The following is an 18,763-nucleotide window of genomic DNA, read 5'->3' as shown; positions in this document are numbered from 1 at the left end:
ACTGCGGTTTCCTTGACTATCTTCCCCATCCAATAAAATGCTATCAGTCGCCAGAATTACTATCTTCCCGGCATCTCCTTCTGCAAAGGTAGTGGCAGAAATTCTAGCGCCATTGGTTGCAGTTAAAGAGCCACTAAAAATTTCCACACCCCGAGAATTTCCCTTGGCTCCCGGTTGCACTGTACTAAAAACACCACTAATGTCTCCTTGACTATCTTCCCCATCCAATAAGATGCTATCGGTTGCCCGAATTACTATCTTACCCGCATTTCCTTCTCCCAAGGTAGAGGCATTAATTCGAGCACCATTAGTTACGGTTAAAGAGCCACTCTTAATTTCCACTCCCTCAGAATTTCCGTTGGCTATCGGTTGCACTGTACTAAAAACACCACTAGAGAATCCTTGACTATCTTCCCCATCCAATAAGATGCTATCAGTCGCCCGAATCACCACCTTACCCGCATCTCCTTCTGCAAAGGTAGTGGCATCAATTTGAGCGCCATTGATTGCGCTTAAAGAGCCACTATAAATGTTCACACCCCCAGAATCACCCTTGGCTTCAAAATCAACTGTACTAAAAACACCACTAATGTCTCCTTGACTATCTTCCCCATCCAATAAGATGCTATCAGTCGCCCGAATTACTATCTTACCGGCATCTCCTTCTCCAAATGTAGTTGCATCAATTTGAGCGCCGTTGGTTACAGTTAAAGAGCCACTAAAAATTTCCACGCCCCCAGAATTACCCTTGGCTCCCGGTGCCACTTGACTAAAAACACCACTAGAGAATCCTTGACTATCTTCTCCATCCAATAAGACGCTATCGGTTGCCCGAATTACTATCTTACCTGCATCTCCAACTCCCGAAGTAGTTGCATTAATTCGAGCGCCATTCGTTACAGAAAGTGAGGAAGCTGTAATCCTGACATCTCCTCCTATTCCTGTGGCTCCAGCTTCAACATTATTACTAATCACCCCTTCGGCTACAACCACGGTTCCAGTCGCATCAATGGTAATATCCCCAGCTTGAGCATCGACTGCACCCAAACCTGAGAATATTCCCGCCGAGAGTTGACTATTGCCAATAAACAAATCTCTAGGATAAATAACAATATCACCCCCACCAGCTTCTGCCACATCAATAATGCTATCAAAAATTGAAATATCTGTCCGCGCCAAATCCGCTGGAAAATCCAACCCTAAACTCCCATTCTTAACCGCTAATCCCACCGCTCCCGGTGCGCCGACTCCTGCTAATTCCACTCTGCCACCGAAGGCTGCTAAAGTACCACCATCAATTAATAGTTCCCCCGTTGAAGTCGCATCTGGTGCTATATTTCCCCCCACAAGTAATAAACTTTCCCCCAACGGTACAGATAGAGAACCTCTCAATTCAATCGAACTCACTCCTTGAGCCGCTAATTGATTAAAGAAAAGCGCATCTGGGTTAACTGTGAGTAAAGGCGGAGCCTCTGGTTCAGTTGCACTAAAAACGCCTTGATTACCAAAACCAATGGCATTAGCTGTAGAGGCGACAAAGGAACCGCCAATATCTAACTGGGCATTCTCGCCAAAAATAATTCCATTGGGATTAATTAAAAATAGATTGGCTGTGCCATTTGCCAGAATTAAGCCATCAATATTCGAGAGAGTAGAACCCGTTACCCGACCCAAAATGTTCTGAATATCTAAAGCATTATCAAAGAATGCTTCGCCCCCTGTCGGCACAGAAAACTCTTCAAAACTGTGGAACAGATTTCCTCCTCGCACTGTCCCTCCTTCTATCAGGCAAATTGGACACCCGGTTACCTGAGAATTTACCGGAAGTGTATTATCCGCCTCAATTTGGCTTTTAGCTGGACTGATTGCTGCCAGAACGCTAAGGGCGATACTGCTGACACGGCAAAGGTAACGGATGATTTGTTTCATTTTTCTCCTATCCTTTGAGTGGGAAGACTGGTTAATTAATATAGCAGTAGACACATCGATTAGGACTTTCGGCATCATTGTTCCAGACGCGCCATGGCGCGTCTCTACATAAATGATGTATGGCGTTTCTCAGAGAACGAGGTGCTTATACCGAGTTGCGTTCTATCATGTCTAGGACGAGCGAAGCGTGAAGCGAAGCTATAGCGAGGAACGAGCTTTAGAATCTGGACAGATGCGCGAGCTACACGGAGCCTGCCCTCGAAGGTCGTGAAGGGTTTCCCAGATGCTTCGTTTCGTTCCTCCGCTTCGCTCCGGACTCCACTCAGCATGACAAGTTCTACCTTAGACTGCAACTTGGTATTAGGTGTGGGCGCAAGGATGGTGCCCCTACAGACATTTTGGTGTACATCACGTCCTGATAAACGGCTATCTACTTGAATAGAATATACAGTTAATATGTGGTTTACTCAAAATTTTATTCAGTCAGCTTTAGCTGACTTGAGCGTTTAGCCTTGGGTTTAAACCCAAGGCTGGTTAATGGGACAGGTGCAAGCTCTGAGTTTAACGTGAATTAATCGGCATTAGTCCTAGTTCAGAGACTTGACAACTTTAGACAGTGATAAAGTCAGCCGATGTCAATAAACCACTAGAATCCACATAAGCAATGATTTCAGATCCTAAACCAATTCGTGTTCCGTTATTCATGGAAATACCACTGACTGTACCCGTGTATGAACTCAAACGGTAATTTGATAGTGAGCCATGAATTTGAAGCTTGTCGAACTCAGTTTCACCGGAGTAACTATATCGGTCGAAATCGTCAATGACAGCGTAATCGAGTCCAGCACCGTTATAATAGATTGAGCTACTGGTGCCGAGAATAATCCGATCGCTAGCATCATAGTAACCTGGGTTGATGATATCGATTTCACCCGCACCGTCTAAGATACTGTTGGTTCCGCTCAACGTATCGGAACCGCTGCCCCCAACGAGGGTATCGTTACCCCCTGCACCAGTGAGCGTATCGTTTCCAGTACCCCCAGAAAGATTATCATCACCAAATTTCAAACCATTTAGAATCAATGCATCTATAGATTTAATAGCTGGCGAATTATTCCTATAGATACACCCTTATTTTCGCCGCTAAACGTGCTGCACCCACCATTAGTGTGAACACCGACAATATTTCCTAGTGGACCAAGAATTGGTGAACCAGATGAACCCCCATTGGTGTCGATATCGTCGTAGAACAACCGTCCTCCAGAATGCCTGATCAGTGGTCCTGCTTCAATCTGCTTCGGTTGACCTGCCGGATGCTGAATTACACAGAGCATAGCTCCTGATGCCGTCAAATCCGTTGCGGAAATACTTAGAGTTCCATACTTGCGACCTGGCATTTCTCCCTGTTTATTAGAAGCAAGCCGCACAAGAGCAAAATCTATATTACCTTCTAGAAAAAATTCAACTAACTCTATAATCCGAAAACTTTCCTCTTGTCGTAACTGGCCAGTTGGACTGAGTTGGAAGTTGAAATTTACCTGCATTAAGGTCGCAATCTCTTCCCTAGAGATGATTTTACCATTCCTTCTTGGCCTTTTCCATCCGCCACCTGTTTGGGCGAAGCAATGTCCAGCAGTTAGAAACAGATCATCAGAAATCATCGCGCCGCTGCACCACCTTGCTCCCTCTACATTGCCTGGGTCATCGTTAGGACCATTAAATGAATTACCAAGATTCGTTAACCATTGGATCTGCCCGATCGGTCTTTCATGCTCGACAACAAATTCACGCGCAACTCCTAAGCTTCCATCGTACTGTTCGACGTGCTGCTTATCATCAAATTTACCACATATTGTTTCTGTGGCAGCGGCAAATATTTGAGCCTCTCCCATTCGCTCTTCCAACTGAGATTCCAGTTGACGAATCTGCCCTTGAATACTCTCTATATCGGTCAATGTTGTGTTTAAGGCATCCTGTAAATTGGCTGGAATTTGAGCTGGTGACGGTGCCGGTAGTGCTTTTCTTTCAAACATTATTTGCTTCTCCTTGTTTACTTATGTTTAACGCAACTACCACTAGGTAAGCTGTATGGCATCTAGATTCGCTCTGGAGACTTTTTCAGCAAGCCCTAGCTTAAGATACCTATTTAGAAATTGTTAGGTCCAAAGTCGCTGTTATAGCCTCGTGTATCGATGTGGGTAAAAGTGCCGTATGTACCAATACCACCAGCGAAAGTAAAAGTACCTTCAGTTGCAGGATTAGTAAAGGTCTGACCTCGGTAACTTCTCAATTTTTTTGTCCAAGCCCGTGGATTCCCGGAATTAGCATAAAAATCAATGGCAGTCATACTTTTATTATCATATCTCAGAGAATGAAAGGAATTTGCTACTCCATCAACACATGTATTGTAATCAGGATGACGGTAAACACTAGTCATATTTATAGGTGTACCTAAATCAGTGCGTAACCTTTGTAAAACAGCTAGAGTGGGAGCAATATTATTCCAAACTTTTGAAGGCGGAACGGAGTTTTGAAGACCACGACACTTGTTATAAAGTAATCGGGTAATTTCATTGCCACTGAAATTGGGAAGTCCAGACCAGCTATCAATTCTGGCTTTGAATTGATTCAACGTTCCCATATTAACCGCTTCTGAAACTAAGCCAGATTGACCTGATTCTTGCTGAAGGCTTTCTGTTTCTACAATTTCTGTGGTTTCTTCCGGTTCGGGCTGATCTCCTTGAGTTGAGAGTAAAAGTAACTCTATGGTTTTGAGATGATTTTCAAGGGATTCTAGAGTTGGCTTTTCTTCCGAATTTAAAAAATCACTATTATTTTGTGCTAAAGCACTTGCAGAAGATAAGTTTAAAGTAATGAAGACAAGTAGAAAGATGCTCATTACTACAGAAAATAAACGTTTCATTGGTTTCTCCTTAAACAGAAATGAAGTACACTCTAAATCCGATGGTTTTAATTCACCTTTTTTTGCTCAAACAATCAGGGAACATCTTTATAAAACAAGTGAACCCCTATTTTGATTACAAATGTACCTGAACGAACCCAGAATGGTGGACTTATATAGTCAGCGTAATAATGCGTGGCATCATCCACGGGTGTAGAAATTCGCCGAGCAATTACATCCTCAGCAATTTTTAGACAGCGAGCAAAAACTGAATTGCTAGCGGTGACATTAAGAATCACAGGTCGATTAGGATTATTGCGATTCCAGCAGGAATACTGCCAAGGTTTGAGACAGACATCACGAATCGTATTTCCCCACCAATAACCACCACGAGCTTGAGCATAATTAACTCGATTAATCACACTCCAAGCGACTGCTTCTTTACCTTGATCCGATTCTCCCCTGGCTTCACCGTAGATAGTTCTAGCCAAAATGTCTATGTCATTGGCAAGAGATTCTAATGTGATTTCAGGAGTTAGACTTTCCGGTAATGTTTCCTGCTCTTTTAACACAACCTCTCTTAGAGTTTGATTGATGATGTTTTCCTCTAACTTTTCTAAAGATTGTCCTGAAAGTTGTTTAAAGACATCACTATATTCTCGACGAATAGTTTCAGGTACTAGATCGTCTCCAGGTAGTTGACCACCTAGTTGCTTTAATAGAAGTCGTCCTTTATAACGAATTGCTTCTGGAGATTGAGGAGTATTATTTCCAGACCCAGGAAAAATAATATAGACAACATCTTCAGTAATTCCGGTCGTGCTGATATCACTTGGGAAGTCGTTATTTCCTAATAAAGATTGCAAAAGTGCAATAGAACCACTGACAAGTTTATTAGAACAGCGACTCACATTGGCAAAAATAGCAAACTCAATTTGTTCATCATAAATAACAGCAACAATATCACCTAAAAAAATGCCTAGCTCTCCATAATTATCAGGAAGAGCTATATAAGGCACATCCTCTGAATTGATATATTGTTTTTGTCCAATTGAATTAGGATATCTCAAAAGTGTTTCGGTTAGACCACAACAAGGATCTATTTCTGGAGCTTTTGGAGAACCATCAATAGTGACAGTCATTTCTGAGTCAAAATAAAACTGTCCCCCCTCTAATTCGAGCATTATCTTACAATCGACAAAAGGCGCACTCATTTGAGTAGCTTTATCAAGACCATATCGAATATCACCTAAAAACTTTACAACTCCTTCAGGTGGAGTATAATCTTCTGCTGAAGAACGTCTTAAAATAATATCAACTAAAGACTCTGCTACTAACCGATTAGTATTGTCAAAACCTCTAATTCTAAATGTTTTTTCTCCAAACTTTAAAGATTGAGCATCAAGAGCGCTCCATTTACTAGATGATTCCCGTTGAGCTACTGTTTCAGATTCATCAGAGACAATTGTTATAGTCTGAATATTACTGTCACCTGTTATCTCAAACTCAATATTTTCGTTTTGAGAAAACTCTTGTCTAGAATTTGGTTTTACTATCGCAATTTCTCTGCGAGAAATAGAGTCCGAACCAAAAGCAGTATTAGCGATACCAGTTAAAAATTGCAACCAAACGCTACGATTAGAAATATTTCCAGTAATACTCAAGTGAGATAAAGCTTGTTGCAGCGCAGATTTCGTATCTCGTCCGTATTTACCATCAATCCCTGATGAACCTACAGAAATACCGAAAACATGGACTAGAGCTCCTTGCAGAAAAAGCACTCTGCTTTTGAAAACTGATTTAAAGCCGACACTTGTTCCGTCGTCAAGGTGAAAATGATCTCGATGGGCAGCATCATATAAATAATTTAACACTGTCCCAAAATGCTTTCTTAAAATAGCTTCGACCCCGAAGTAAAATCTACGATCTCCTCTCTGATGACCATCCCAGAGAGTGACAAACGTTCTGTCAGACCAAAAGATTCCATCAAGATCAAAAGCTCGACCTTTGCCATGATAACTGCGCTTATTTACCCAAGTTCCAGCAGATGTTATTACCTCGGCTTTTCCATAAGGACAAAGATCCCATAGTTCAAAGAAACATTGATCGAGTTTTCGCTCAGCCTCAGTAGTTGCATAAAATCTAGTAGAAACCCCTCGTGTTCCGTAGTCACGGGATGAGAGACGATCATAATGAACTGGAACATCTGCTATGCGGGTAAAGTAATTCGATGGTCTAGTAGCCATATTAAATCTCAAACCTAAACAAAATAAACTATTTCAGACTTCGACGGACAAGCAGTATCTTTTAAAAAAACTCCCAAACCCAGTACCAGCCGGCTTTTCAATATTTCCGAACCCCTCGGTTTTGGGTGATTGTCCTCAAACCCAGAACCCGTCAGGGATACAGCTTATTAATCACCCTAGCCGTTGAAAATATCTACTAAATGATGTGTCCTAACCGCTATGGCGGTTGCTATATCAGCATGATCCGCACGGTTTGGATAACCAGATTCATAGTCATTGATGCTGTTAGTGAAGCTAAAGCTCACTGAGTTAGATTTCCACTTAGCTCCATCTAGCAAGCCATCAATGTTATTGTCGTCGGTTGCTGTTACAGTTGTTGATGGTGTGGGAACTCCAAAGCTCATAGTTGTTTCTCCTTATAACATTAAAGTTCGTGGATTGTTGGGTTGTGTTTGTTGTAAAAATTGAATATTTCCTAGCTCTTATGATGGAGGTTTCATGTTTAATTCCTCCTCAACTTCACTTTCAATTGCCATTGTGCTGGTAAAATCAACGGCAGAGTTGAGGAAAAATAGGTAGTATGAAAATTAAGTGAATTCAGGATAATTCAGGATAATTCAGGATAATTCAGGTTTCAGTCATATATATAGGGTTTACCGGTGTGGTGAGGTACATGATCAGGGCTGGGGATGAGGGCGCAAGGATAGTGCCCATACAGGGACTTACTTTTGGTCGGGATCTAGAAAACCTCTCTCCAAACCTCTCTCCTGCAAGGAGAGAGGCTTTGAGGCTCCCCCTTCCGTGCAAAAAAAGCGAAGCATCCTTTGTCATCTCCCCTTGTAGGGGAGAACGAGAGGGGTGGGAAGGGGGCTGGGGGGAAAGGGTTTGATGTTGATTTTTCAATATGGCGTGAAAAGTCAGCTACAGGGAGGGTGTACCTCACGCAATTGGGAACTGCGATAAACCTCCCACGGCTGGGTTGTGATAGCTTTTGATATCTTCTGATAGTAATAACCCGATTGAATTTGATACCTAACGGGGGGTTCTGCACCAAGAATTCCCTTTTTAATAGACATAGATGAGACACGAAAAGGTAGGGGCACCATCCTTGCGCCCCCACAAAAGAAACGCTATAACCCCAAGACTTACGCAGCCACACCATATATATTGATTAAGGTGGGTTACGCTACGAAGATAGCACCCTACATATAGAGCCTTTGCGTAAGTCCTAAACCCCTAACCGTTAAGGATGCTCGACCATGAAATTTAACCGAGAACAGGCAGTACAAATAGCGAACCAAGCTGTATCCGATCAAACCCACCGCAGCTTAACCGATGTTGAAGTAATCGTTCTCAAAGGATCTTGGGATAGACAAGAGTACGATCAAATTGCGGCACAAAATCAATATTCGACCAGTTATATCAGTCAAGATGTAGCCCCAAAACTGTGGAAAACCTTAACGGATGCCTTGGGTGAGAGAGTCAAAAAAAGTAACTTAAAACAAGTTTTAGAGGCATATTGGCAACAGAAAATGGCGGCTACTGACTCAACCAATCCCCTCAGCCAAAATCATAATTATCCTTTGCCTTCAGCCTCCCCAAAACAGCAAAGTACAGAGTTATGCCAAACCACTCCCGAAGCACCAGCCGCCTTGACACCCGATCGCTATGTGGAGCGCTCTCCCCTAGAAACCATCTGCGCGAAAACCCTATCCCAACCGGGGGCGCTAATACGGATTAAAGCACCTAGCCTCATGGGTAAAACATTTCTCGTGACTCGAGTATTGGCTCAACTCGCTACTCAAGGCTACCGCACCGCTAGTGTAAGCTTGAACCTAGCAGATAGCAGCAAACATTTCACCAATTTGGATAAATTCTTACGCTGGTTGTGTATTAATTTGACTCACGAACTCCATTTACCCAATCAGTTAGATGAGTATTGGGATGAAGACTATATGGGGTCAAAAGTAAGCTGCACTACCTACTTTGAAGACTATCTCCTAGCCAATGCCAATACCCCCTTAGTTCTCTGTTTCGATGATGTGGATTTGCTCTTCCCCCATCCCGAAGTTTATGAAGACTTTTTTGGACTTATGCGTTCCTGGTATGAAAAAACCAGGAGTCGCCAACTCTGGAAAAAATTACGATTAATTATTGTCCATTCAACGGATGTGTATATCCGCTTAAATATTAATCAATCTCCCTTTAATGTCGGCTTACCTATAGAACTATCCGATTTTACCCCAGAACAGGTACAAACTTTTGCCCAGTATCATGAATTAGAACCAGATATGAGTCTAATCCAACCCCTAATGCAGATGGTGGGGGGACATCCTTATCTCTTGGAGCAAGCCTTTACTCACCTGAAAAGTAATCCAGAAATTACCCTAGAGCAGCTCCTAGCAGAAGCCCCCACCGAAGCCGGAATTTACGCCAGCCATTTGCGGGAAAACTGGTTACATCTGCGATCGCATCCTGAACTCGCTACAGCATTTAAACAGGTGGTAACCGCAACCATCCCGATCCAACTGGAACCTATATCAGCCTATCAACTCCAAAGCCTGGGATTGATCAAACTATCGGGGAATCAAATAGAGCCGCATTGTAACTTATATCGTTTGTATTTTCATCAGTATTTAGGAGACATTGAATGAATACTGAACTTCAGCCAACGTACAGGTATCAAATTGGTGGCAGTTTACCCCCAGATTCTTCAACCTATGTGGTACGACAGGCAGATTCAGACTTATTTAACGCCTTATTAGCAGGGGAATATTGCTATGTTCTCAATTCCAGACAAATGGGTAAATCCTCGCTGCGAATTCGTACCATGGACAAACTGCAAGCCCAAGGAATTGTCTGTGCCGAGATTGAACTGACTGGAATTGGGAGCCAACAAATTACGGCACAACAATGGTATGGTGGAATTATTCAAGAACTGATCAGTGGTTTTGACTTGCCGATCAATCGACGCCATTGGTTACGCGATCGCGAGGATCTCTCCCCAGTACAACGGTTGGGAGAATTCATCGAAACCCTGTTGCTGCAAATCCCCCAAAATATCGTCATTTTTATCGATGAAATTGATAGTATTCTCAGCTTAAATTTCCTCACCGATGAATTTTTTGCTCTAATCCGTAATTGCTATGATAAGCGAGCCTCTAAACTTGACTATAAACGCCTCACTTTTGCTCTATTAGGCGTCGCCACGCCATCGGATTTAATCCAAGATAAAAATGCTACTCCTTTTAACATTGGTCGCGCCATCGAACTCAGAGGCTTCCAATTCCATGAAAGTGGAGCTTTAGTCGCCGGATTGGTTGGTCGGTCTAATCATCCTCAAGCCCTGTTAAAAGAAATATTATATTGGACAGGAGGACAACCATTTCTGACCCAGAAACTCTGTTGGCTTATCGCTCAGTCTGGTTTCGTTCAAAGTCAGGAAGTTGACAGTATTCCCCCTGGTGAAGAACCCAAATGGGTAGAACAGTTCGTGCAAAAGCAGATTGTAGAACATTGGGAAGCCCATGATGATCCAGAGCATCTAAAAACTATTCGCGATCGGATTTTGCGGAATGCTCGTGACAGTGAACGATTGCTATTATTATATCATGAAATTCTCCAATATGGAAAAAATGCCGCAATAAATTCTGATGAACAGATGGAATTACGGCTATCGGGAATAGTCACCAAACAAGAGGGTTATTTACGAGTTTATAATCCTATCTACGAATCCGTCTTTGATTTAAATTGGGTGAGTGCTAAACTAATCGCATTGAACTCATCTCCAATCCGAGTAGACAAGGCAACCGACAAAAAGGCGAAAATACCCCAAGATATCAAGGAGATTGAACCGGAATCATGGAACAATCCTCCAGAAGCGATTCCGATTTCGCCAATTCCTCCATCTGAGAGCCAAGTATTACCTGTAGACTTCCGCAAAGAACCGTGGTGGTGGGTTGGGTTAAGGGTACTAATCGCCAGTGCGATCGCGACAAGTCTGGTTTTGGGAGTGCGATCGCGCGGTGGGTTGGAGTCTTGGGAACTTCAAGTCTTTGATCACCTGATGCGGTTACAACCCCAGGAAGAACCCGATGAACGACTTTTAATTGTGGAGATTACCGAAAAAGACGTTCAGGCTCAACCCGCAACCGAACGAGTGGGTGCGTCTCTATCGGATCGCGCCTTTGCTCAACTCCTGGCTAAATTAGAGTCGTATCAACCCCAAACCATTGGCTTAGACATTTATCGCGATCGCCCTGTAGAGGACAACTATCCAGAGTTAGCCCAAGCCATGGAAACGAGCGATCGCTTGTTTACCATTTGCCATTACGGTAATCCTGGCGTTGTACCGCCACCAGAAGTGTCAAGGGAACAACAAGGCTTTAATAACGTTATCCTGGATACCGATGATATTCTGCGTCGTCATCTTCTCGCTGTTTCTGACGCTTCACCCTGCCAAAATCCATACGCTTTTAGTATACAAGTTGCTAGTCATTACCTAGCTACTCAAGGAATTGAACCGCAACTCAATCCAGAGGGATATCTTCAGTTGGGTTCAACCGTATTTAAAACCGTAGACAAAAATGCAGGTGGCTATTCTAATATTGATTCCAGTGGTCACCAAATCTTACTCAATTACCGCGCCACGAATCAGATTGCTGAGAAAATTACGCTCACCGATGTCCTTACAGATCAATTTAATCCGAACCAAATCAAAAATCGTATTGTTTTAATTGGTACCACGGCTCCCAGTTTTAACGATCATCGTTGGCTGACTCCCTATAGTAAAGCACAAGGAACCGTTCAAACCATGACCGGAATAGAAATTCAAGCGCAGATGGTCAGTCAAATTCTCAGTGCTGTTTTAGAACATCGACCCCTGATCTGGTGGTGGTTAGAACCCATTGAGATCCTGTGGATTTGCGGTTGGTCTTTAATCGGCGGACTCCTCGCCCAAAATTCCCGCTCACCGCGAGGGTTTCTGGTTCGAGGCGGAGTCGCGATCGCTATTTTATACGGAAGCGGCTGGGTTCTTTTCCTGCAAGGCGGTTGGATACCCCTCGTTCCCGCCGCTTTAGCCTTGGTTATGACTGGAGGTATGCTGATTGTTTTATCTCGATTTAAGATTAATCCGTAGTGTGAGCATCTTGCTCACGTACACTGCAAGAACGTTGATTTAGTAACCCCAGTTAGCAGTCAAAATAATCCAAAATTCTGCCTAATCCTCCATTTTATGACTGATTACTTTTTTGGGATGGAGGGGAAGAACCCCCTGGACATTGAATAGTATTCTCCACCACTTCCGGTTGACTGGGAGGCGTTTGTGACGGTTGATTCGTTTGACAAATTTGATCACTCGTTGATTCTCCCGTGACAAACACTGCTCCGGTATAACTCCTTAAATCCGGTTTTTTGGCTTGCGCTGTAACCAGAGCCTCCTGTTGATTCGCGGAGACTATCTGATACTGGTAAGATTCAGGTTGTGATTGGAATGGAATTGCCAACTCCTCGAAGCTAGAGGCAAATTTTTCATGTTGTAAATAGAAAATTTGTTGGCTTTTATTCACCGAATTAATAAAGGATTTTGCCTCTAATTCCCCGGCTAAATCAATCGGCGGCAATGGGGAGGGTGTCAGTAGCGTGTGCGTGGGTAAAATCGGTTGAGGTTCATTTAGAGATAGAGCAGATTTGGCGGTGTTTTGATTCTCTGAGACAGTTGACTCGCTATCGTTGGCGGTGTCTGTGGATGGAGAAGAAACCTGATTAGAAAACGGACGCTGTTGCCAATACACATAGAAAGGAGTCACCGCTACTCCCACAATCAGCAAGCCAACGGCTGCTATCCATTTGGCTTTTTTCTCTTTCAGCAGATTGAGCCAATTCGACTGAATCGGTTTTTTGGCTGGAGAGAAGGATTTAGAGAGATTGGACTTGGACGCAACCGCTCTCCGGGGACTCGCTTCCGATTCATTCTTGATAATCTGCGTTGGTGCGTCCGGAGCATAATCCCATCGCGCCGTAGCATCTTGGTTATCAAGATTTGTCTCTGATGTGGGATTGTTGACCGCTGAATTTCGAGGATGTTTGCGCGATGTCGCTGCCGATTTTTCTCCTGTTCCGGTCAACGATTGGGCAGAATTTCTCATGCCCGACTGACCCGTTGCTCCGCTAGTTTTCCTTAACATCCTAGTGGGTATATCGGTCAATTTTGACTCTTGGGTTTTCCCCCTTTGCCCAAGGGTTCCTCTCCCTGAATGGAATGTAATGATACCCGAATTGTAATGCCTCAAATTATTCAGATCAGCCAGAACGGCTGTGACGGAACGGTAACGCTGACGGAAGTCATAGCGCACCATTTTATCAATTACATAACCAAGTCCTGGGCTGATATCGAGTTGATTGCGCCAGCTAAATTCACTGGTTTCCGGGTCTTGGGGCAATTGTTTGGGGTGTAATCCAGTCAAAGCTTGGAGACCAATCATCCCCACCGCATAGATATCACTGCTAAAGCGAGGTTTTCCGGCTAATTGTTCGTTGGGCATATAGCCGGCTGAACCAACAGCAATCGTCAGCGCCGTTGGTTCCTGGGTTTCCACACTTTGAGTACTGATTTGTTTAACCGCGCCAAAATCAATTAAAACAATTTTATTATCGGATTTACGTTTGATGATATTGGCGGGTTTAAGATCCCGGTGAATCACTTGATGCTGGTGAACAAATTCCAGAATCCTTAAAATCTCTTGTAATAGCCGAATAACAATTGCTTCTTTTAATGGCTTACCCTGGGGTAAAAGTTTAGATAGACTATCACCTTCGATAAATTCTTGGACTAAATAAAATTCTTGATTTTCTTCAAAGTGAGCAAACAGTCGCGGAATTTGCTCATGGTTTCCTAATTTGTACAGAACCTCAGCTTCGGTATTGAATAAACGTCTGGCTGTCTGCAACATCGCCGGATCAGTGGTTTTTGGCTTCAGTTGCTTGACAACACACCAAGGATGACCTGGTAATTGTTGATCTGCTGCGAGAAAGGTGGTTCCAAACCCACCCGCTCCAAGCTGACGAATAACGCGGTAGCGCCCACTAAGTATAATATCGGTCATGAGAGTTGTATCTAGGTTGTCAGCGTAAGCCATGTGACGTACTCCTACGGTCAATCAAAGATTAGCCCTTCGACTACGCGGTAGCTGAGCCTGTCGAAGCTCAGGGCTAAACCGTAGGCTTCTCCTCCCTTTACGGGATTCGCGTTTTATAGTGAGGCGAACGCCCAACCCCACTTTTTTGATAAGTATCCCAGAGTTAACATCCCGTGGCATTTGGACACCGCAATGCGGACAACTGTGCCAACGATCAGATAATTCTTTGGGAACTTCGTTTAGACAATTTGCACAATATTGAGACGTACCTGCTGGGTTAACCTTTATGATCTGCCTACCAGCTTTCGCGGCTTTGTCAGGCAAAATTTCATTCAGAAACCCAGCTATCCCAGCATCAGCAAAACTTTTGTTTAGACCCGATTTGGCAGCTTGCCCATTAGCAAGGAAGGTTCCATCCTCTGTTTGTTTAGGCTTGTTGCGTCGGATCAGGTTAACAATTTTTAAGTCTTCGATAAAGATGACATCCGCCTTATTCACCAATTCGCCAGCTAACTCAAAATGCCATTGTTTCCTCTGTCTGGCAATTTTTTGATGAAGCTTGGCTATACGCTCGTTGAGCTTACGACGAGATGTTGAGCCTTTCGGTTTTAATTCCCGTTTAGCTTGAAGCCTGCCTAGTTTTTCTTCAGACTGCCTGTAAAACCTAGGAGGCTCTTTTGTATCACCATCCGAACAAGCAATGAAATATTCCAGTCCAGCATCTACCCCGATACTGTTGGTTTCAGTTGGTTGGATGTCGATGGTTGGAGCATCAGGTACAGACTTGTCCTCTAAAGTTAAAGTTACATAAAAGCCGTCAGCTTTTTTGGTGATTAATGCGCGTTTAATAGTAAATCCATCGGGAATAGGACGGTGTTGGATTAATTTAACCTCACCCAGCTTAGGTAGAGTGATTCGATTACCCTGGATGCAATCAGGTTTAACTCTAGAGTAACCATAAGTCCGGTAACGGTTTTTGCCTTTAAACCTTGGCTTGCCGCTACGTTTACCTTTACTGTCTCCCTTGATAAACCTTTTGAACGCCAGGTCTACTCGCTTCACCATGTCCTGTAGGACATCAGCGTGAATATCCGCGTACCATTCCCTCTCTTTTTTGAGAGATACCAGAGAGCGTTTCTGACCGTAATATTCAGGTTTTTCTCTGGGTTGAGTAATACTACAAATTAATGGGCAGGCATTAACAGGGCAACGATTCATTTCCCACCAGTCAAACCTATCTGCCAACAGGTAATTGTACTGGAGTCGCAGCATATCCAGCCACTTATTTATGCGGCAACGCTGTAAGTAAGTTGGTTGCAGTTTGTACTGGTAGGCTAGTTTCATGTTAGTATTGTACCGCAAATCTATCCCGCATTCTTCTCATCGCGCTCATCAAAGATTCCAGCGTGAGGCTCCTGCGGATAATAGCTGAAGTTGGATTCGATAGACTTTTGCACCCCTTCTTTTTTAGGATAATCGCAATCGGGCGATCATTGAAAGGCTTACTCTATCACAAGTACCCAATCAAGTATTCCCAGTTTGACCGATCGCGGTAGCAAGTTGTTTAAGTTCAGCCCTCCCTTTGCTGGCAATGATCTGGATCACTAATTTTCAGTTTATCCAGAGTAACGGCTAGAGTCAGTCGCAGATTGCTGCTGATAGGCTAGATACACCGCCTCAAGAAAGACATTTGCCGTCACCTTTTGAGGCACATTTTCCAGGTCAATGATGTCTTTGACCTGAGTTGCTAATTGTCGGCTTAACTGCGTGCGGGCTTCTGCTGTCATCCCTCCACGCCGTTGCAAATACTCTCGAATGACGGCAAAATCATCGGGTAACAAGCGAGATAAATCACTTTGAGTCTGGAGTCGATTTGCCAGAGTTTGGGCTGATTCCGAGACCGAAAAGTTGGTGGATGTAATCGGTTGTTCTTCCTGAATCACTAAGGTTCCGGCTACCCAATCTCCAATCCGCTTTTCGCGTTTTCCTAAGGCGATAAAAAATACTCCCAGAAAAAATAAATCATCAACGGGTCGTAGTAAAGCCCGTAACGTAGCTTGTTGAAGTCTCACGGGTCTGCCATCATCGCGAATGACGCGAATTTTGACATAGCGCTTTCCTGGCGTTTGCCCTTGCCATAAGGTTTCAAAGAAAACAAAGTAACCGACATAGATAAAAAAGTAAAGTAAGAGTTGGATGGAAATTAACCAAAGCTCTAATCGGGTTTCACTGCCGATTAAATTTTCAATAACACCGATAAATTGAATCGATAAAAATGCCCAAGTAAGTAGGAAAACAATTAGAATTAAGCCCCAAACAATATAGTCAATTAACAGGGCATAGGCTCGATTGCCGATTCCGGCGAGCGTGAATTCTAGTTCAACACTTTCTGGAGTTTGCAGCGTGACTCGGTTAAAAAATCGCATGGCAGATAGAATTCATAAGTTTAGCGTAGCTGCATTCCCAAACCTTCTCGACGACTGCGGAGGTCATAGTAAACCACAGCTTTAATGGCTTGCCAGAAGGGTAAGACTAAAATTCCCCCCACTAAACTAGCAATAAACGAAACTAAATAAACCATCCAGTAAAGGCTTGATCCAGGTTCAAGTTGTAGGAGAAAAATCTGCGGTGCATAGCCAGTCAGTATCAGAATCGGTAAGGTGACTAAGAATGTAATTAAAACGATCCCTTGAATTCGGAAAGCTGAGTTTTTACTTAACTCCCAACTTCTATCAATACTTTGTTTGCCATTCACTTCTTCTTCAACCGCTAAGGGAACTTCAGCAATCAGCCACCGAGCGAAGAACCAGGTTAATCCACCTAAAAGAATAACCACGGCAATGACTCCACCAATAATTGTTGCTACGATAGAACGTGTGAATGGATTAGCGAAGAGTCCGCCCAAGACTAAATCGATGATGATGCGGAGAATAACCGCCACCAAAACGGCGACAATAGCTAGGGCGATATAGACTAAAACTAATAACAATCCGACTTGAAATGCAATTCTAAAGAATGACCAATTCCGGTCATTAAGCTGACGACGAGCTTCGCTCATCCGTTCAGGTTGACTGATTAATTCCCTAAAAGCTAAACGCGATATTAACGCCGAATTCACCAAATATTTAGACAATCCCAAAATCATCAAGGGTATCCAAATTAAAAAGAGTAACCAAGATGGTAAAAATGGAGAAGCTATTCCCGACCAAGCCGAAGATAATAAAAAGAAGATTATATTGGCGGGTGCTAACCATAATGTTGCGATAAGGGCAACACTGAGATACATCTGTAAGTGAGAACGGTAAAGCACCAATCCAGCGCTAACTACATTACCCACACTCAAGGGTCCCATGGATTGGCGGGGGTCGGGATTCTGGGACATTGGCTAAACATCTCCTGATCGGTGAAAGGCTGAATTTAAAGCTATCTTAAGCTAAGTTAGGCAGAATCTTCAGTGAAATTTCATGAATATTCAACGTTGGATTGCGCGGCGGGAACCCAATTGGAAGCGGTTGGATACTCTGTTGCGGCAAGTGGAAAAAAAAGGATTAAAGTCGTTACAGGCGGGGGAAATTCGGGAACTGGCGAGTTTATATCGTTCGGTATCGGCGGATTTAGCCCGGGCGAGAACCAACCAGGTGGGAACTATCGTGGTGCAAGAGTTACAACGGTTGACCTCTCGCGGCTATAACCAAATTTATCAAGGTTCTCGGCGTCAGGAATGGCAAGCCGTGTGGCAGTTTTGTCGCTGGGGGTTTCCAGAGGTGGTGCAGCGCACTTGGGGTTATACCGCCATCGCCACAGCAATTTTTTTAGGGGCGGCGCTGGTGGCGTGGTGGTTGGCTTGGACTGATCCGGTGTTTATGTCGCTGGTGGTTCCGGATCATTTGATCGAGAAGGTGCGCGATCGCGGAGAATTATGGATGGGTTCGATTGTGGGCATTGAACCGTTAGCCTCTAGCAATATTATGATTAACAATATCCGCGTCTCCTTTGGCGCGGTTGCGGGTGGCATTACAGCGGGTGCTTATACGATCTTCTTGATGGCATTCAACGGCTTGCATATTGGTGCTGTCGCCACCTTAGTCGGTCAAAATAATTTGGCGTATCCCTTCTGGGCGTTTGTCTTCCCCCATGGTTCCCTGGAACTTCCCGCTATTTTCCTCGCCGGCGGTGCAGGTTTGTTAATTGGTCGCGGAATTCTGTTTCCTGGACAATATCGTCGGGTGGATGCGATTAAAGTGTATGGGTCTCAAGCCGCCCAGTTAGTCTTTGGTATTGTACCAATGCTAATTATTGCTGGGATTATTGAAGGTTTTTTCTCACCGAGTCCTCTGGTTCCAGATTTGATTAAATATGTGGCTGGTGTGGGACTGTTTACCCTTTTAGTCCTCTACTGTACTCGTCCGTTACATAAGACCTACTCAAAACTGATCAACCGTAGTCAAATCTAACCTTGATGCTTACTTCCTGCTTCACTCTGGCAGTGTCGGCACTCAACACCTCGGCTACGCTCGGTGTTGACCCTGAATTTCGACAGGCTCAAT

The 18,763-nt window shown here is 43.8% G+C and carries 13 protein-coding genes; 3 read left to right on the top strand and 10 right to left on the bottom strand.

Going from position 1 to position 18,763, the window contains the following annotated elements:
- The 6 genes from RIG27_RS27830 to RIG27_RS27805 form a co-directional block, all read right to left on the bottom strand.
- Positions 1–1,929 (bottom strand): filamentous hemagglutinin N-terminal domain-containing protein (locus tag RIG27_RS27830; RefSeq protein WP_446350388.1); only part of this gene is annotated, 1,929 nt, incomplete at its 3' end.
- Between the two features lie 609 nt (positions 1,930–2,538).
- A complete protein-coding gene (locus RIG27_RS27825) occupies positions 2,539–2,997 on the bottom strand; it encodes a calcium-binding protein (protein ID WP_446350387.1) in 459 nt (152 codons plus the stop codon).
- 20 nt (positions 2,998–3,017) lie between these two features.
- A complete protein-coding gene (locus RIG27_RS27820) occupies positions 3,018–3,962 on the bottom strand; it encodes a trypsin-like serine peptidase (protein ID WP_446350386.1) in 945 nt (314 codons plus the stop codon).
- Between the two features lie 113 nt (positions 3,963–4,075).
- Positions 4,076–4,852, bottom strand: a complete 777-nt coding sequence (locus RIG27_RS27815; RefSeq protein WP_446350385.1) for a D-Ala-D-Ala carboxypeptidase family metallohydrolase — start codon at positions 4,850–4,852, stop codon at positions 4,076–4,078.
- A 74-nt stretch (positions 4,853–4,926) separates the two neighbouring features.
- Positions 4,927–7,077: a cell wall hydrolase gene (locus RIG27_RS27810; protein ID WP_446350384.1), complete on the bottom strand. Its 2,151-nt coding sequence runs from the start codon at positions 7,075–7,077 to the stop codon at positions 4,927–4,929.
- A 176-nt stretch (positions 7,078–7,253) separates the two neighbouring features.
- Positions 7,254–7,481, bottom strand: coding sequence for a hypothetical protein (locus RIG27_RS27805; RefSeq protein WP_446350383.1), 228 nt, complete (start codon positions 7,479–7,481; stop codon positions 7,254–7,256).
- An 855-nt stretch (positions 7,482–8,336) separates the two neighbouring features.
- Between RIG27_RS27805 and RIG27_RS27800 the strand changes: the two genes are divergently transcribed.
- On the top strand, positions 8,337–9,731 hold the full coding sequence (locus tag RIG27_RS27800) for an AAA-like domain-containing protein (protein ID WP_446350382.1): 1,395 nt from the start codon (positions 8,337–8,339) through the stop codon (positions 9,729–9,731).
- On the top strand, positions 9,728–12,217 hold the full coding sequence (locus RIG27_RS27795) for a CHASE2 domain-containing protein (protein ID WP_446350381.1): 2,490 nt from the start codon (positions 9,728–9,730) through the stop codon (positions 12,215–12,217). Before RIG27_RS27800 ends, RIG27_RS27795 begins: the two co-directional genes overlap by 4 nt.
- Positions 12,218–12,311: 94 nt before the next feature.
- Here RIG27_RS27795 and RIG27_RS27790 read toward each other — a convergent pair whose 3' ends face one another.
- The 4 genes from RIG27_RS27790 to RIG27_RS27775 form a co-directional block, all read right to left on the bottom strand.
- Entirely contained in the window at positions 12,312–14,216 is a 1,905-nt protein-coding gene (locus tag RIG27_RS27790) for a protein kinase domain-containing protein (protein ID WP_446350380.1), read from the bottom strand.
- Between the two features lie 21 nt (positions 14,217–14,237).
- Entirely contained in the window at positions 14,238–15,560 is a 1,323-nt protein-coding gene (locus tag RIG27_RS27785) for an RNA-guided endonuclease InsQ/TnpB family protein (protein WP_446350379.1), read from the bottom strand.
- Between the two features lie 272 nt (positions 15,561–15,832).
- Positions 15,833–16,642: an RDD family protein gene (locus tag RIG27_RS27780; RefSeq protein ID WP_446350378.1), complete on the bottom strand. Its 810-nt coding sequence runs from the start codon at positions 16,640–16,642 to the stop codon at positions 15,833–15,835.
- 20 nt (positions 16,643–16,662) lie between these two features.
- Positions 16,663–17,598, bottom strand: a complete 936-nt coding sequence (locus RIG27_RS27775) for a hypothetical protein (protein ID WP_446350377.1) — start codon at positions 17,596–17,598, stop codon at positions 16,663–16,665.
- An 82-nt stretch (positions 17,599–17,680) separates the two neighbouring features.
- On the opposite strand from RIG27_RS27775, the gene RIG27_RS27770 reads away from it, so the two are divergent.
- Complete coding sequence (locus RIG27_RS27770) at positions 17,681–18,670, top strand: stage II sporulation protein M (protein WP_446350376.1); 990 nt, start codon at positions 17,681–17,683, stop codon at positions 18,668–18,670.
- Positions 18,671–18,763 lie beyond the last annotated feature (93 nt).

This window comes from Coleofasciculus sp. F4-SAH-05 (assembly GCF_040222985.1).
Taxonomy (GTDB): Bacteria; Cyanobacteriota; Cyanobacteriia; order Cyanobacteriales; family Coleofasciculaceae; genus Coleofasciculus; species Coleofasciculus chthonoplastes.
The sequence above is the reverse complement of the archived record's forward strand: the minus strand, read 5'-3'. Positions and strand labels throughout refer to the sequence as shown.

Coding starts and splice junctions, on each gene's coding strand:
- RIG27_RS27820 (WP_446350386.1), bottom strand. CDS start 3,962: ATGTTTGAAAGAAAAGCACTACCGGCACCGTCACCAGCTCAAATTCCA.
- RIG27_RS27815 (WP_446350385.1), bottom strand. CDS start 4,852: ATGAAACGTTTATTTTCTGTAGTAATGAGCATCTTTCTACTTGTCTTC.
- RIG27_RS27810 (WP_446350384.1), bottom strand. CDS start 7,077: ATGGCTACTAGACCATCGAATTACTTTACCCGCATAGCAGATGTTCCA.
- RIG27_RS27805 (WP_446350383.1), bottom strand. CDS start 7,481: ATGAGCTTTGGAGTTCCCACACCATCAACAACTGTAACAGCAACCGAC.
- RIG27_RS27800 (WP_446350382.1), top strand. CDS start 8,337: ATGAAATTTAACCGAGAACAGGCAGTACAAATAGCGAACCAAGCTGTA.
- RIG27_RS27795 (WP_446350381.1), top strand. CDS start 9,728: ATGAATACTGAACTTCAGCCAACGTACAGGTATCAAATTGGTGGCAGT.
- RIG27_RS27790 (WP_446350380.1), bottom strand. CDS start 14,216: ATGGCTTACGCTGACAACCTAGATACAACTCTCATGACCGATATTATA.
- RIG27_RS27785 (WP_446350379.1), bottom strand. CDS start 15,560: ATGAAACTAGCCTACCAGTACAAACTGCAACCAACTTACTTACAGCGT.
- RIG27_RS27780 (WP_446350378.1), bottom strand. CDS start 16,642: ATGCGATTTTTTAACCGAGTCACGCTGCAAACTCCAGAAAGTGTTGAA.
- RIG27_RS27775 (WP_446350377.1), bottom strand. CDS start 17,598: ATGTCCCAGAATCCCGACCCCCGCCAATCCATGGGACCCTTGAGTGTG.
- RIG27_RS27770 (WP_446350376.1), top strand. CDS start 17,681: ATGAATATTCAACGTTGGATTGCGCGGCGGGAACCCAATTGGAAGCGG.